Here is a 15,174-nt window from a genome sequence, read left to right as displayed (position 1 = left end):
AGGAGAAAGTAATGAAATTTATAAGAAAAATCTTTTGTACACTAATAGTCTTAATAGCAGTTATAATCGCAATTGGAGTAGGTTCTAAATATGTTATAAAAGAGAATTTTTTTCCTTATAAGTATAAAGAATATGTAGATAAGTATAGTAGCCAATACAATTTAGATCCATTATTTGTATTAGCAGTAATAAAGACTGAAAGTAAATTTGATGATAATGCACAGTCCCACAAAAATGCAGTAGGGCTTATGCAAATAACTGTTGAAACAGGAGCATGGGCAGCTAAGGAAATGGGATTTAATACATTTTCTAAAGATGATTTATATAACGAAGAATACAATATTAGAATGGGATGCTGGTATCTGAGAAGGTTAAATGATACCTTTGATGGTGATTTAGATTTAACAATTGCTGCTTATAATGCAGGTCCAACTAACGTAAATACGTGGCTTGAAAATGAAAAATATTCTTCAGATGGAAAAAGCATAGATTATATACCTTTTGGAGAAACAAAGAAATATGTTGATAAAGTAGATACTTATTATCATGTGTATGAATATCTTTATAATGGGAAAGAAAGTTATTTTGACATAGATAAAATAGTGGAAATAACAAAAAGTCTTTTAAATGTACATTTTTTAAGCTAAATATATTCAAAAAATAGCAAGTAAATATTGAATTTCTAACTTGTTATTTTTTTTATATATCTTAAATAGTTTATAAAACTTACTTGAATTTTTAGTAAAAATGAATTATCATTAAATAGTAATTTATATTTTGCAGGTATGCTGGAATTGGCAGACAGGCACGCTTGAGGTGCGTGTGTTTTATAGCGTACGGGTTCAAGTCCCGTTACCTGCACCATTTTATCCGATAACTAGCATCCGTAACACTCCCACTTCTTCACGTGGGAGATAACGGCTGCACGCTCCTGGACATTGTGACCCTTGAGGTTATAAGTTCAACTAAGATTCATATGGGGATTAACCCCACCTGAATCAAGTTTCACTTGATGTTCGTTAATCAAGGTATATAACTGATTAGTAGAAAAAAGACTATCATATATTTTATCTAATTTGGATAGATAAAATGTGTGATAGTCTTTTTGTGTATAAGATATAATGATAATTAAAATTTATGGATGAATTTTAATTACCATTATATTAATATAAAGTATAAAATTTATATTAATATTCAATACAAAAAAATGACTTATAGTCATTTTTATATGATATAATCTATAAATAAAGTGAAATTTTTCAGATGGAGCGTTATCTTCAGCTGAACTTAGTTGAACTTACACCCACAGAGTACCACATGACTATAATGGTCACAATGTACCTATAAAGGGTGAAAATAATTTTCTAATAGAGGTAATGAAATATGAAGAATATAATAAAGATTTTTAAAAGAGATATAAAGAATATATTTACTAATTGGGCAGCAGTAATTGTAGTAATAGCTTTAATGATTATACCATCTCTATATTCTTTAATAAATATTGAAGCATCATGGGATCCATATTCAAACACTGGTGGAATAAAGGTAGCAGTTATCAATGAAGATAAAGGCACCGTATTTAATGAAAAAGATATAAATCTAGGAAATGAATTAGTTGATAAACTGGACGATAATGATAAATTAGGATGGATTTTTGTTGATAAGGAGACTGCTAAAGAAGGTCTGTTATTAGAAAAATATTATGCAACAATTGAAATACCAGAAGACTTTTCGGAAAATGTCGCGACAATAACTAAAAAGGATATTGTGAAGCCTAAGTTAATATATACAGTAAATGAAAAGATAAATGCAATAGCCCCTAAAATGACAGATGCAGGTGTAAAAACTGTTAAAAGTCAATTAAACGATAATATAGTAAAAACTATTTCAGGAATATTACTTAGAACATGTGATGAAATGGGAGTAGATATAGAAGAAAATAGACCACAGCTTAGAAATATACTAGATTCAGTCTATAAATTAGATGAAAATATGCCAGAACTTGAAGTGTTATTAGATGAAGCTATTGATGGAACAATAAACATTTCTGAGCTATTAGAGAAGGGGAATGAGATTATACCGATAGCATCGGATACCCTTGATGCAACAAATGAATTTCTAAATAAGACTCAAGATTATTTAGATGAAACTCAAGGTAATTTAGACTATGATATTCCAAGAATCAAAGAGGAATTAATTAAGTCAGAAAACTTAATTGATAATTCAAGTGTAATACTTGAAAATCTTGATGAGAATATATTACCAGAAGTAGCTAAAAAGACATTATTAACAGCAGTTGATTCAGCTAAAGCAACCCAAACAAGTGTTGATGATGCGAAATCAAAACTTAAGAGTATAAAGAAATTAATTAATAAATTTAGTGATATAGAAATTCCTAAACCTTCAATTGACGAATCACTTCAAAATTCAGAACAAATAGCAAAAGTACAACAAAGTTTAGATAAGCAAGCAAATGCATTAGAAAATGCACAAGATGCTTTAAAAGAAGAAAGTAAAACAATTTCTAATGTAATAGACCGATTAGATATTATTGATGAGAGACTTAATATGTTAATTAATAGAATTGATGAAGAAATTACAAAATTAGATAACGGTGAGAAATTAAATACGCAAAATCTTACAGATACTAGAAAGGTATTAGATGATGCTCATACTTTAGTTTCAAATATTGTAGATAGTTATGATTCAGAGATTATGCCCGCAATTAATAGTAGCTTTGATTCAATTCGAGAAATTTCAGATCATGTATTAAGCATGACCGCTCAAGGGAAAAATATTTTGCCGGATATTAAAGAGTTATTAGACACTTTTGCAACTACAGCAGATTTATCTAATGAGGAATTAAATAAATTAAAAGAAAAATTCCCTAATATCAAAGATAACGTTCATGAATTAGCAGCAAGACTTAAAAAAGTAGATAATAAAGAGGACATTGATGAATTATTAGAAATGATAACTAATGACTGGCAAGATCAAAGTGATTTTTTATCTAGTCCAGTTGAGATAGAAGATAATAGATTATTTTCATGGCCTAATTATGGTTCAACAGTTACACCATTTTATACAGTTCTCTGTCTTTGGATTGGAGGATATATGCTTTCAATCATACTTGAAACAGAAACACAACCACTGGAAGAAGAGTTAAAACCAACACACAATGAAATATATTTTGGTAAAATGCTATTGTTTTTATGTATAGGAATAGGACAAGCAATCGTAGCTAGTATAGGTGCTTTATTTATATTGCACACTTATGCAGTTCACCCAATAATGTTTGTATTGTATTCTATATTTGTCAGCGTTGTGTTCATAATCATAATTTATACAGCTGTAAGTGTCTGGGGATATGGAGGAATAATAATGGGAGTAGTATTACTAGTAATACAAGTGGCTGGAACTAGTGGCAATTTTCCTATAGAAGTTAATCCATCAATTATCCAAAGGATATTTCCGTTACTGCCATTTACTTATGCTATAAGTGGAATGAGACAAATAATGGCGGGAATAATATATTCAATATTAATAAGAGATAGTATTGTCTTATGTGCATTTATGATAATATCAATTATTATAGGGATTTTGTTTAAAAAAGTTACAAATAAAAAAAGAAGAAAGTATATTGAAAAATTGAAAGAGAGTTCAATCATGGGCAGTTAATACAATAACATAGATGGAAACTCCAAAGTTATATTGATACGTTAAATTAAATTGGTGATTTTAAAGTACTAATTGTCAATGTTCAATACTCACTTTTCAAATATTGACCATTGATAATTAAATAGTAATATTAGAGGGATTAAATTATGAAGAATGCATTTAGAATTTATAAAAGAGATATGATTAAAATATGTACTAATTGGGTAGCAATACTTATGATTATAGTCCTTATAATTATTCCGTCGTTATATTCACTAATAAATATAGATGCCTCATGGGATCCGTATGCGAATACTAGTGGAATAAAAATTGTTGTTATAAATGAGGATAAAGGGACAGTTTTTAAAGAACAGGATATAAATTTAGGTAACGAATTAGTTGAAAATCTTAAGGATAATGATAAATTAGGATGGGTTTTTCTAAATGATAAAGAAATCGCGAAGCAAGATTTATTATTAGAAAAATATTATGCAACAATAGAAATACCAGAGGATTTTTCTAAAAATGCTACATCGTTTGTTTCTAAGAATGTTGTAAAACCAAAGTTAATATATACCGTAAATGAAAAGAAAAATGCAATAGCTCCTAAAATGACAGATTCAGGAATAAAAAACATTAAAAATCAAATAGATGATAATATAATAAAAACTATTTCGGGTGTATTATTTAGAGTTTTTAATGAAAAAGGAGTAGACATACAAGAAAATAGAGAGAAAATCAGAAAAATAGTTGATAATATCTATGAACTAGACGAGAATATGTCAGAACTCGAAACGTTATTAGATGGAGCTATTGAAGGAACAGAAGACCTTTCAGCAGTATTGGACAAGACTAATGACATGATTCCTACAGTATCTGATACTCTAGATTCAACTAATGATTTTTTAGATAATAGCCAATCGGTTTTAGATAAGACACAAAGTGATTTATCTGATATATCTCCATTATTAAAAGAAGATTTAGTTATGTCGGAAAACATACTTGATACTTCAAGTATAGAACTTAAAAATCTTGATGAAAACATATTGCCGGATGTTGCTAGAAAAACTTTGGGAGCAGTATATGATTCTGCTAAAGCAACACAAGAAACAGTTATCATGAGCAAGTCTAAACTTAAAAGTTTAAAAAAGTTTATAAATAATGTAAGTAATATGGAAATTCAAATGCCTTCAATTGGTGAAAATGCTCAAACTCCAGAGGCTGTGAAATCAATACAATCACAGATTGATAATCAAGTGAAAGCATTGAAAAGTATGCAAGGCAATTTGAAGGATACAAGTAAAATAATTTCCAATACAATTGATAAATTAGATGTTATTGATGAAAAACTTGGAATATTAATTGATAGATCTGATGAAGAAATTACAAAATTAGATAATGGTGAAGGATTAGATACTCAAACACTTAAGGATACAATAAAAGTAATAGATGATGTCCATACTTTAGTTGCAGATACTACAGATAGTTATGATTCGGAGATTGTACCAGCTATTGAAAATGCATTTGATTCAATTGGAGAAATTTTAGAGAATGGATTAACTTTAGTTAAAGAAGGGAGGGATACATTACCAGAAATTGAACAGATTTTAAGTGTTTCTCAGGATAGCACAAGTTTATCGAATGATGAATTAAATAAATTAAAAGCAAAAGTGCCAGAGGCTAAAGAGAAAATTCATGAACTAGCAGATAAGCTTAGAGATATGGATGAGGAAGATAAAATTGATGAATTGCTAGATATAATAACAAATAGCTGGGAAAATCAAAGTAATTTCATATCAAGTCCAGTTGAAATAGAAGATAATAGATTATTTTCATGGCCTAATTATGGATCAGCAGCTACACCATTTTATACAGTACTTTGTTTATGGGTTGGAGGCTTATTAGCATCTGCTTTATTATCATTAGAAGCACCAAAATTTGAAGATGGAACCAATATTAGACCTTATGAAATGTATCTAGGAAAATTACTGTTATTTATTTCACTTGGAATATGTCAAGCAATAGTTGCAAGTATAGGAGCTTTATTTATATTAAAAAGTTATGCAATTCACCCAATAATGTATATTGGGTTTAGTATATTTGTTAGTATTGTATTTGTTACTATTATTTATACTGCAGCTAGCATATTACATGATGTGGGAAAGGCAATTATTATAGTTATACTAGTACTACAAATGGCTGGTGCAAGTGGAAATTTTCCTATTGAAGTCACACCCATATTATTTCAAAAGTTATTTCCATTTTTACCATTTACATATGCTATAAATGGAATGAGGCAAGTTATGGCAGGAATAATATATTCAATATTAATTAAGGATATAGTAATATTAAGTATATACATGTTTATTTCATTAATTACGGGCTTATTATTAAAGGGTGTATTGAGTAAGCTGATAGTTATATTTGTGGAAAAGTTAAGGCAGAGTGGAATAGTGCGTCATTAAAATATTTTAATAAGGTAAATTCAATTTATTCGATAGCTAGCATCCGTAACACTCCTACTTATATGAATCTTATCTTCCTAACGTCAGAGGAGCAAGTGATTCACACTAAATCATTTTTAAATGAGGCTAACAATCTTAAGGTGTTAGCTAAGTTCAAGTAACAAAATCTAAGGTTCAGTTGGGAATCAAACACCAGCTGAATCATTTTTCACTTTATGTCATATGCGTGAAAATTAAATTATAAATATATACATTTTAAGTGGAATAAAGTAATATATAAGAATAAATGGTATATTAAAATTGTAATTTTTATATGATTTTCATAGGACAGGGGGAAAAATGAAAGAAAATAGAAAAGTACCAGCTAGTTTTTTTGTAAATAAATATACGGCTATATGTATTTGTATAACTAGTATACTTGCATACTGTATATTAAATTTTATATTCTATAATCAAAAGATAAAGATACCTCTGATTTTTAGAATTTATTACATAATACTAAGTATAGTTTTATTTATATTAATAGATCAGATAAAAAAACTATATAATCAATATGTTTCAAAAAGTATTGTTATATTTTTTTTATTAATTATTTTTATATCAACTAGTGTATTTATAATAAGCATTAATGAAAAAGATGCTTTAAATCAATTTATAATGTACATAGATTTTAGTAAAGAAAGTTTTTTATTAATAGAAACTTTCGCTAGTTATGCGCTAAGTGAGTATTATAGTAAAAACAAAGAATTAAATAAAGGATACTATAGTATACTTATTTTAATTATTGCAAGCTTAGGGTTGATTTATTATTCGAATATGATTAATAATTTTATAAAGATAATATGTTTCATTATTGAAGCAACGTTATTTGTAAAGATAATTTTGAATATGAAAAAATCAGTGAATTCAAAAATAAAAGGATGGAATATTTTAAACATTTATATAAGTTCTACGATAATAATATTAATGACTAATATATATGGATTTTATAATGATAATAAAGACATAAGTAATATATTAATTGAAATTATACATCTAATAAACTTCACAATAGCTTGGAATGTTATTACTATAAAACTCATAAAAGAGCCATATAAAACGTTATCTAACTCATTAAATAAAAAAAATAAAGAATTAGATAAATTAAATGATAAAATAGTAGTCAGAAATAGACAATTAGAACAATCAATAAATATATTAAAAAGCAAGGAATATCTATACTCAACATTTTTTAGATTTATGCCCCATCCAATTATAATTTTAAATGCTGATAATGATAGAATTTTATTCGTAAATAAACAATTTTTGAAATTTGCTGGTATTTCTAAAATAAGAGACATAATAAATGAAAAGGTAAATAAATATATGGAATTTATTCCAACCAATTTACAAAATAAAGATTATAATGCAATTTTTCATGTAGGAGATAAAAAAAAGTTTGTAGAAGCTAAATTGTTATCCACTTATTCAGATTCTACAAAGAAATTAATATTAATTAAAGATAATACCTCAAAAGTAAAAACCGAAGAAATAAGAAAAGAAGTTGAAAATAGAAAGATTCAAGAGAATATTAGAACAGAATTTCTTTCAAGTATAAGTCATGATTTAAAGACGCCAATAAATGTGATTTATTCAGCAATGCAAGTTGAAAAAATCTATATTGAAAAGGAAGATTTAGAAGTATTAAAGAAATATAATAATATATCCAAACAAAATTGTATTTCATTGATTAAGTTAACTAACAATTTAATAGATAATTCAAGAATAAATTCTCATTTTTTAGTTCCAAGATTAGAAAATAAGAATATAGTTGAAGTTATTGAAGATGATGTAATGTCATTAATTGATTATGTGAAATGGAATAATGTAGATTTGATTTTTGATACTAATACAGAAGAATGTTATTTACACATAGATCATGAATTTATGTTTAGAATAATTTTAAATTTAGTTTCAAATGCTGTGAAATTTACTCCTAGTGGTGGTAAAATATATGTAATAATATCTGATAATAACGATAATGTTAATATATGTGTAAAAGATAGTGGGAGTGGAATTGAAAAAGAATTTATAGATAAAGCATTTAATAGATATTCAGTTGGTGAAAATTATAATACTGGCCATAAAAGTGGAACTGGAATAGGGCTTTCTGTAGTTAAACAGTTAGTCGAATTACAAGGTGGAAATATAGAAATAAAAAGAAATGAAGATATAGGAACAACTGTAAGTATGGAATTCAAAAAAGGAGAGTAGACATGTATGATAATAAAAGTCTCTTGTTTTTAAAAAATAAAAAAAATATTATTATTGGGGCTACATTATTAATTATATATTCTGTTCTTAAGAAAGATTTTAATATTTATTTTCTATTAAATAATATAATAACAGTGGCAATAAGTGTAGTTTTTATTTATGTAAATATAATAAGAACTAAATTTGTTGATAAGACATTTATGAAAAGTTTTGAATTTAAATATTTTGTGCCAATTATGATAATTATTTTGAATATTATTGGTATCATATCTTTATTTGAAGATCAACCAATAATTTATTTTGTTTTTCTATTTAGTATACAAGCTACTTTAGAGTGCTGCGAAATAGGAAATATTTTTAAATTTAAAAATAGCACTTTAAAAAGTATAATAATGTGTATTTTTTATTTCATATTATTTATACTATTGTTTATTGTGTTTAAAGTAAATTATACTCTCTCTAGTGATTATAGGTTATCTTTTTTTATAGGCAGTGTTGTAATAAGTATTATAATAAGTGTAGGGGCTGGTATATCTGCTTCGGAAAATATGCTGAGAAATAGGAAAGAGTTTTCTATTGGTGAATTCAGACAAGTGATATTATATATAGTTGCGATATTATTTTGTTATGTTGGATTATTATGCTTAACTATTGGATATAATGAATTTGCTATAATTATAATATTTATAAAAGGTTTTACTTTTTATAAATTTTACAATTATATAATAAGTAAAGTATTAGATAGGTCATTGAAAAGAATTAATAACAATATAGAAATAGCAACAAAAACAAAAAAGGAACTTAATTCAATTTTGAAAAAGAGAAACATAATACTAAATGAGGTTAATGTAATGATAGGGAAAAGCCAAGATAAGAACAATGAATTAATAGATTTTATTTATGGCGGTGTATTTTTATTTTATCTTAATAAGCTCCAATATATTAATAAAAGAGCATTAGAGACTTTGGGTGATGAAAACGCGGAAATTTTAGGAATGGATTTGAATGAATTTATTAATAAGTATTTTCATATTACACTATCAGACATAAAGAAGGCTGGAAATTATGTTCATTTTGCAAAAATTAAGCATACAAATTTAGAAGTTGAAATATTTTTAACTTGTATAGATGAAAAAAGTGAAATCATTTATATTCATGATATGAGTGAAATAAATGAGAATAAAAAGATAAGAAAAGTTCTTGAAGAGTATTTAGAAGAAGATGAAATTAAAAAAGAATTTTTTGCAAACATTTCTCATGAGTTAAAAACACCTATAAATATAATATTCTCCGCATTGCAAGTTAATCAAATTTATTTAAAAGAAAATACAAACAAAAATAAGATAAACTCTATTAATAAGAATAGAAAGATTATCAAACAAAATTGTTTAAGGCTTATTAGGACAATTAACAATTTTATAGATGCAAATAAAATTTCAGAAGGATATGTAATACCGGAGTTAAGAATACATAATATAGTTGAACTTGTGGAAAATGTATCCCTTGCTTCTAACAAATACATAGAATTAATTGAAAATACATTAACTTTTGATGCAGATCAAGAAGAAATTTATGTTAACTGTGACAAAGAAATGATCACAAGAATCATATTAAACATACTTTCAAACTCTGTTAAATATAGTAAAATAGGTGGGAATATAAATGTTAGTATAAGTACTTGCGGGGATAATAATGTGATTATAAAAGTTACAAATGATGGACTGAAAATAGATAAAAAAACCATTCCTTATATTTTTGATAAGTTTACAAAATTGAATAAAGCTTTTAATAGGCTTAAAGAGGGAAGTGGGCTTGGATTATTTTTAACTAAAGCTTTGATTGAACTTCAAGGTGGAAACATAAAACTGGTATCAAATAATAATGGAAATGAATTTATAATTACTATGCCAAAGGCCAAACAACCATATAACAGTGAAGTTATTCATCAAAATTGGGAGACAAATCCAATAGAAGAAAAGATAGATGTAGAATTTTCGGATATATATATTTCTATGAAATAATTACTTATTATTAAGTATACATAGTTTTAAGTGGACGCACATATATTATAGTGGTTATGTGAAATTAAAAAATTACTTAAAACTTGAGGTGGTAATATATGATAAATAAATCAAGAGAAAAGAAGAAAATTAGATTTATGGCATTAATTATATCAATAGGAATTCCACTTTTATTAGGTGGAATTACATCATTACTTATTCCTAATATGAATTTAATATATGGAGATTTAGTTAAACCTATTTTTGCTCCGCCATCAATAGTATTTCCAATTGTTTGGACAATACTTTATATACTTATGGGAATAGCTTCATATAAGGTATACGTACTAAAATATGATAATATTGATGTGAGCTCAGCATTATTTGTTTATGCTATACAATTATTGCTAAATTTCTTATGGACATTCATTTTCTTTGGATTTAAGCTATACGGATTGGCATTTTTAGAGCTTGTATTGTTGATTTTATTTGTGATATTAACAATAAAAAGATTTTACAAAAAGGCTGGAAAGAAAGTAGCATTATTACTCGTTCCATATTTAATTTGGCTTATATATGCTGGAGTCTTAAACTTCTTTATCTGGATGCTAAATGAAATGTAAAGAATATCCCACAATTACGGGGATTGCGAATCAGACGAAATATAAAAATACTTGCAGTGTGAGGATAATTTAAATTTACGGCTTAACAACCGAAATCAGAGTTATGCGTTTGCTCCAGTTGCTGAGAATTTTCTGGATATTTCTAACATTAGAAGTTGTGCCCAAAGTGCTAGCCTCAAAGCCGCAGCTTTGAACAAGCATCTTTGGAACAACTTCTAATGAAGAAATATACCCAGAAAATTCTCTGATGCAACGTTGCGCAAAGCATAACTCTGATTTCTTTGTTTAGTGTAATTTTAAATTAAGCCTTATTCGTGCAAGTATTTTTATATTTCTGAGGTTGACAATGCATATAATAAAGTATTCTATAACCGTGATTTTTAGGTATATTCTAATATTAAGAAAAGTAGTTTAATATATAATACTTAAAGTGATAGCAATACGACTTCTTTAGGCATTGAATGAGTGAAATACTTGAAGTAATAGGAAAATAAAGAAAGAGAATATATATGGAGCGAGAATTGAAAAATATTCTATAGGCATATCTTAATGAGAAATTGCCCATAGATACCGTCTCTAAAGTTATACTTATATTTAATTTATTATGTACCAGAAATGAAGGTCATGCTTTTGTGGAGGCGTTACATCAGAGGATTTAGCTGTAGATATTTCTTCAGTAGAAGTTGTTCCATTTTTACTTGTCCCAATGTATATTGGGAGCATGTAGAAATGGGTACAACTCCTACTGTTAGAAATTCACAGCTAAATCCTCAGTAACCCGAACAAATGCATGACCTTCATTTCGGTAATTTATAGAATTAACCCCTTAACGTCCACTTTTGGTATCTATGTTGCGCAATACCCATAGAATATGAGATTGTTTTAAAGAGCATATTCAAGTATAGCTCTTAAAACTCCATGTTCTACATTACTTGCAGCTATGTATTTCCCATATTGTTTCATGTCGTCTGGAGCATTTTCCATTACAAAACTGTATTCAGCTTGCTCTAGCATTTCTATATCATTATAATAGTCTCCAAGAACCATAGTCTCTTCTTTTGAAATATTATCAGTATCCATTAAGTTTTTTAGAGCGATTCCTTTATTTACACCATTATTCATAATATCAATCCATATTGATGCAGTAGAGACTATGTTAAGATGATCTTTAAATTTACCATCTAAAGTATTATCAGCACCTTCTAAGTTACAAATGGTAATTTTAATTATATCATCGTTAACGTTACTTAGATCATCTACAATCTTTAAAGTAGTATAATATTTCTTGATTTCAGTTAACTGTTCTTCAGAATAATTTTCAGCATATGCACAATTAGGTGAACATAAAACTAAAGCATTGGACTTAACTTTTTTTACTTCAGTAATTATATTTTGAACCATATCATTAGCAATAATATTTTTATATATTATCTCATTGTTATCAACAACTAAAGCACCATTTTCGCATATATAAGATAAATATCTTCCCATAGGCCCAAAGTTGGTTTGTAATGTGTAATAAGGTCTACCACTAGCAATAACTAACTTAATACCATTTGCTCTTAAACGATCTAAAACGTCAGTAAACCCTTCTGGTAAGTATCCATTTTCATCTAATAAAGTTCCATCCATATCTGTTGCAATTAATTTAATCATATATTTTTTGTACTATTCAAAATAAGAATAAATAATAGTAAGTCTCATTTTAAATATAAGTTTATACTATATTTAAAGTGAATAGTAACTCCTCCTTTTCATTTTTTATTTAGTCTAAAACTGATTTATTTTTAATAAGGAACATGATATAAAATAACAATTCCAATATACAAATCATATTGGCAAACTATTTTTTGAACGTGCCTCAACCTAAATAAATACCATATTATTATAACCTATTTAAAGTAGGGGAATCAACTTGCGAATAAAACTATTAAGGCTTATTATATCAAATGAAGTATTAATTTCTTTACATTATGATTTAACTTAATAAGAAATCAGAAGCTTATATGGAAAGAACTTTTTATAACTATCTCTATTGATTATGACCATAAAAGAAATCTGATATTAGTTACTAAATTAAAAACTAATAATAATCCAATTAATAAAAAAAGTTAAAATTAATATAATAGGTAAATGGTTACATTGTTTTGACACAGTTTAATAGTTAGAGCAAGTATGATAATATAATAATTAAAGAAACTATAATTAATGAATAGTAAACATATTTTTAATCTCATTAATTGTATGACAAAACTTTAAATTTAACAGAGGTTAAATTTGAAGTTTAAGAAATAAATAAAAAAGGGTGATTTAATGAAATATGAATTAGATGTACATACTCACACTATAGCTAGTGGGCATGCTTATTCAACATTAATGGAAAATGCAAAAGCTGCTTCTGAAAAGGGAATAAAAGTACTTGGAACTACAGAACATGGAATTAGTATGCCGCATTCTCCACATATTTGGTATTTCAACAATTATAAGGTATTACCACGAGAGCTTTATGGAGTAACTATGCTTTATGGAACAGAAGCTAACATAATTGATTACGATGGAAACTTAGATATGGATGATATTACATTAGACAAATTGGATATTGTAATTGGAAGTATACATGACGAAGTATATAAGGTGGGAAATATTGAAGAAAACACTAGAGCTTTTATAAATACAATTAAAAATGGAAAGATTGATATAATAGGTCATCTTGGAAACCCAGGAGTTCCAGTTAATTTTGAAGAGGTAATAAAATGTGCTTTAGAAAATGATGTTTTAATAGAAATTAATAATAGTTCATTTACTACATCTAGAATTGGAAGTCATAGTAATTGCAAAGAAATAGCATTATTGTGTAAGAAATATGGTGCTAAATTAATAATAAATAGTGATGCACATTTTTGTACTCGAATAGGAGAATTTACAGAAGCTGTTAATATGCTTGAATCAATAGATTTTCCAGAAGAGCTTATAATAAATAAAGATCCAAATGAATTGTTATTAAAATTAAAGAAAAAAGGAAGATTAGAAGATTTGCACATATAAAAAAAGCGCTAAGCGAAATCAAGAACTTTAAAGTGCAACTAAAAACTTTTTAAACACAAATCTAATGAAGATTTGTGTTTTTATTTTTTATTATAAATATTTCTTTCATATACCTAAGCTAATATTTAATTTTATATTTTTTTTCACAATTTATTAGAGGAATACTAATTAAATCTATATCATCAACTCTACAAAAATTATTTCCTTCTTTTATTTTAGAGATAAATGAATGAATGTCTTCTTCTGATCCTTGAATTTCAATTTTTACTTTACCATCCATAAGGTTTTCACACCAACCAGTTAAATTTAATGGATGAGCTGCAATTTGAGTAAAATATCGAAAGCCAACGCCTTGTACTTTACCATCTACTATTATTGAATATCTAACCATTATTATCCTCCAGATTTCTTTCAGAATCATAAATTTCAACTTTTATTTCTAAAAAAATTATATCATAATATAATAAATATGGAATAAAGTTATAAAAGTATTTTAAATTTTCAGAATGTTTAGTATAATATTCATATAGTGGGCAATAATATCAAATAATTTACATTATATGGAGGGCTTAAGATGATTCAAAAAAGCGTAGTATTAATTAAACCGGATGGAGTCGAAAGAAACATAATAGGAAATATTATAAGCTGTTATGAAGCTAATGAATTGAAAATAGTAGAACTAAAACTTATGCAAGCTACGAGAGAAATTGCAGAAAAACATTACTGTCAACATAAAGGAAAAGATTTTTATGAAGAACTTATAACGTTTATAACAAGAAGTCCGTTATGTGCAATAATTTTAAAAGGTGAAGATGCAGTGTCGAGAGTAAGACATATTAATGGCGCAACTAGTCCAACTGATGCTGCTGAAGGAACTATAAGGCATAGATATGCGAGAAGTAAAACAGAAAACTGTGTTCATGCATCTGATACTGTAGAAAGCGCAAAAGAAGAAATTGCGTTATGGTTTCCAGAAGTAGAAAATCATAAGTAACAATAAATTATAAAAATATATATGTGCTAATTTAGATAATACATTTCAATAATTGGATTATTAAAAATCCTACAAAAGTTTTATATTAAATTATTAATTAGAATATATAGGAATCCATTAAAAATGCTTGTTCTAGG

At 26.6% G+C, this 15,174-nt stretch carries 10 protein-coding genes and 1 tRNA gene; 9 read left to right on the top strand and 2 right to left on the bottom strand.

Annotated elements, in window-relative coordinates; genetic code table 11:
* The first annotated feature begins 11 nt into the window (after positions 1–11).
* The 7 genes from DIC82_00975 to DIC82_00945 all read left to right on the top strand — a co-directional run bounded on the left by DIC82_00975 (position 12) and on the right by DIC82_00945 (position 10,998).
* Positions 12–647 carry a lytic transglycosylase gene (locus tag DIC82_00975; GenBank protein ID AWK49752.1) on the top strand — a complete coding sequence of 212 codons (636 nt, stop codon included), beginning with the start codon at positions 12–14 and terminating at the stop codon, positions 645–647.
* A gap of 132 nt (positions 648–779) precedes the next feature.
* Positions 780–864: transfer RNA gene (locus DIC82_00970), tRNA-Leu, on the top strand.
* Positions 865–1,383: 519 nt separating this feature from the next.
* Positions 1,384–3,678, top strand: a complete 2,295-nt coding sequence (locus DIC82_00965; GenBank protein AWK49751.1) for a YhgE/Pip domain-containing protein — start codon at positions 1,384–1,386, stop codon at positions 3,676–3,678.
* A 146-nt stretch (positions 3,679–3,824) separates the two neighbouring features.
* Positions 3,825–6,122 carry a YhgE/Pip domain-containing protein gene (locus tag DIC82_00960; GenBank protein ID AWK49750.1) on the top strand — a complete coding sequence of 766 codons (2,298 nt, stop codon included), beginning with the start codon at positions 3,825–3,827 and terminating at the stop codon, positions 6,120–6,122.
* A 339-nt stretch (positions 6,123–6,461) separates the two neighbouring features.
* Complete coding sequence (locus DIC82_00955; protein AWK49749.1) at positions 6,462–8,375, top strand: two-component sensor histidine kinase; 1,914 nt, start codon at positions 6,462–6,464, stop codon at positions 8,373–8,375.
* Positions 8,376–8,377: 2 nt separating this feature from the next.
* Positions 8,378–10,396 carry a sensor histidine kinase gene (locus DIC82_00950; protein AWK49748.1) on the top strand — a complete coding sequence of 673 codons (2,019 nt, stop codon included), beginning with the start codon at positions 8,378–8,380 and terminating at the stop codon, positions 10,394–10,396.
* Between the two features lie 98 nt (positions 10,397–10,494).
* On the top strand, positions 10,495–10,998 hold the full coding sequence (locus DIC82_00945; GenBank protein AWK49747.1) for a tryptophan-rich sensory protein: 504 nt from the start codon (positions 10,495–10,497) through the stop codon (positions 10,996–10,998).
* 882 nt (positions 10,999–11,880) lie between these two features.
* On the opposite strand, the gene DIC82_00940 is transcribed toward DIC82_00945, so the two are convergent.
* Positions 11,881–12,654, bottom strand: a complete 774-nt coding sequence (locus DIC82_00940; protein ID AWK49746.1) for a Cof-type HAD-IIB family hydrolase — start codon at positions 12,652–12,654, stop codon at positions 11,881–11,883.
* A gap of 657 nt (positions 12,655–13,311) precedes the next feature.
* Between DIC82_00940 and DIC82_00935 the strand changes: the two genes are divergently transcribed.
* Entirely contained in the window at positions 13,312–14,043 is a 732-nt protein-coding gene (locus DIC82_00935) for a phosphatase (GenBank protein AWK49745.1), read from the top strand.
* 118 nt (positions 14,044–14,161) lie between these two features.
* Here the strand turns inward: DIC82_00935 and DIC82_00930 are convergent, their stop codons facing one another.
* The gene (locus DIC82_00930) at positions 14,162–14,434 is read right to left on the bottom strand and encodes an acylphosphatase (GenBank protein ID AWK49744.1); all 273 of its coding nucleotides are present in this window, start codon (positions 14,432–14,434) and stop codon (positions 14,162–14,164) included.
* 183 nt (positions 14,435–14,617) lie between these two features.
* On the opposite strand from DIC82_00930, the gene DIC82_00925 reads away from it, so the two are divergent.
* Complete coding sequence (locus DIC82_00925; protein ID AWK49743.1) at positions 14,618–15,037, top strand: nucleoside-diphosphate kinase; 420 nt, start codon at positions 14,618–14,620, stop codon at positions 15,035–15,037.
* The last annotated feature ends 137 nt before the right edge of the window (positions 15,038–15,174 follow it).

Source organism: Clostridium beijerinckii (assembly GCA_003129525.1).
Taxonomy (GTDB): domain Bacteria; phylum Bacillota; class Clostridia; order Clostridiales; family Clostridiaceae; genus Clostridium; species Clostridium beijerinckii_D.
The sequence above is the reverse complement of the archived record's forward strand: the minus strand, read 5'-3'. Positions and strand labels throughout refer to the sequence as shown.

Excerpts from the sequence above, each read along its gene's own strand:
- DIC82_00975 (AWK49752.1), top strand. The coding sequence starts at position 12 with ATGAAATTTATAAGAAAAATCTTTTGTACACTAATAGTCTTAATAGCA.
- DIC82_00965 (AWK49751.1), top strand. The coding sequence starts at position 1,384 with ATGAAGAATATAATAAAGATTTTTAAAAGAGATATAAAGAATATATTT.
- DIC82_00960 (AWK49750.1), top strand. The coding sequence starts at position 3,825 with ATGAAGAATGCATTTAGAATTTATAAAAGAGATATGATTAAAATATGT.
- DIC82_00955 (AWK49749.1), top strand. The coding sequence starts at position 6,462 with ATGAAAGAAAATAGAAAAGTACCAGCTAGTTTTTTTGTAAATAAATAT.
- DIC82_00950 (AWK49748.1), top strand. The coding sequence starts at position 8,378 with ATGTATGATAATAAAAGTCTCTTGTTTTTAAAAAATAAAAAAAATATT.
- DIC82_00945 (AWK49747.1), top strand. The coding sequence starts at position 10,495 with ATGATAAATAAATCAAGAGAAAAGAAGAAAATTAGATTTATGGCATTA.
- DIC82_00940 (AWK49746.1), bottom strand. The coding sequence starts at position 12,654 with ATGATTAAATTAATTGCAACAGATATGGATGGAACTTTATTAGATGAA.
- DIC82_00935 (AWK49745.1), top strand. The coding sequence starts at position 13,312 with ATGAAATATGAATTAGATGTACATACTCACACTATAGCTAGTGGGCAT.
- DIC82_00930 (AWK49744.1), bottom strand. The coding sequence starts at position 14,434 with ATGGTTAGATATTCAATAATAGTAGATGGTAAAGTACAAGGCGTTGGC.
- DIC82_00925 (AWK49743.1), top strand. The coding sequence starts at position 14,618 with ATGATTCAAAAAAGCGTAGTATTAATTAAACCGGATGGAGTCGAAAGA.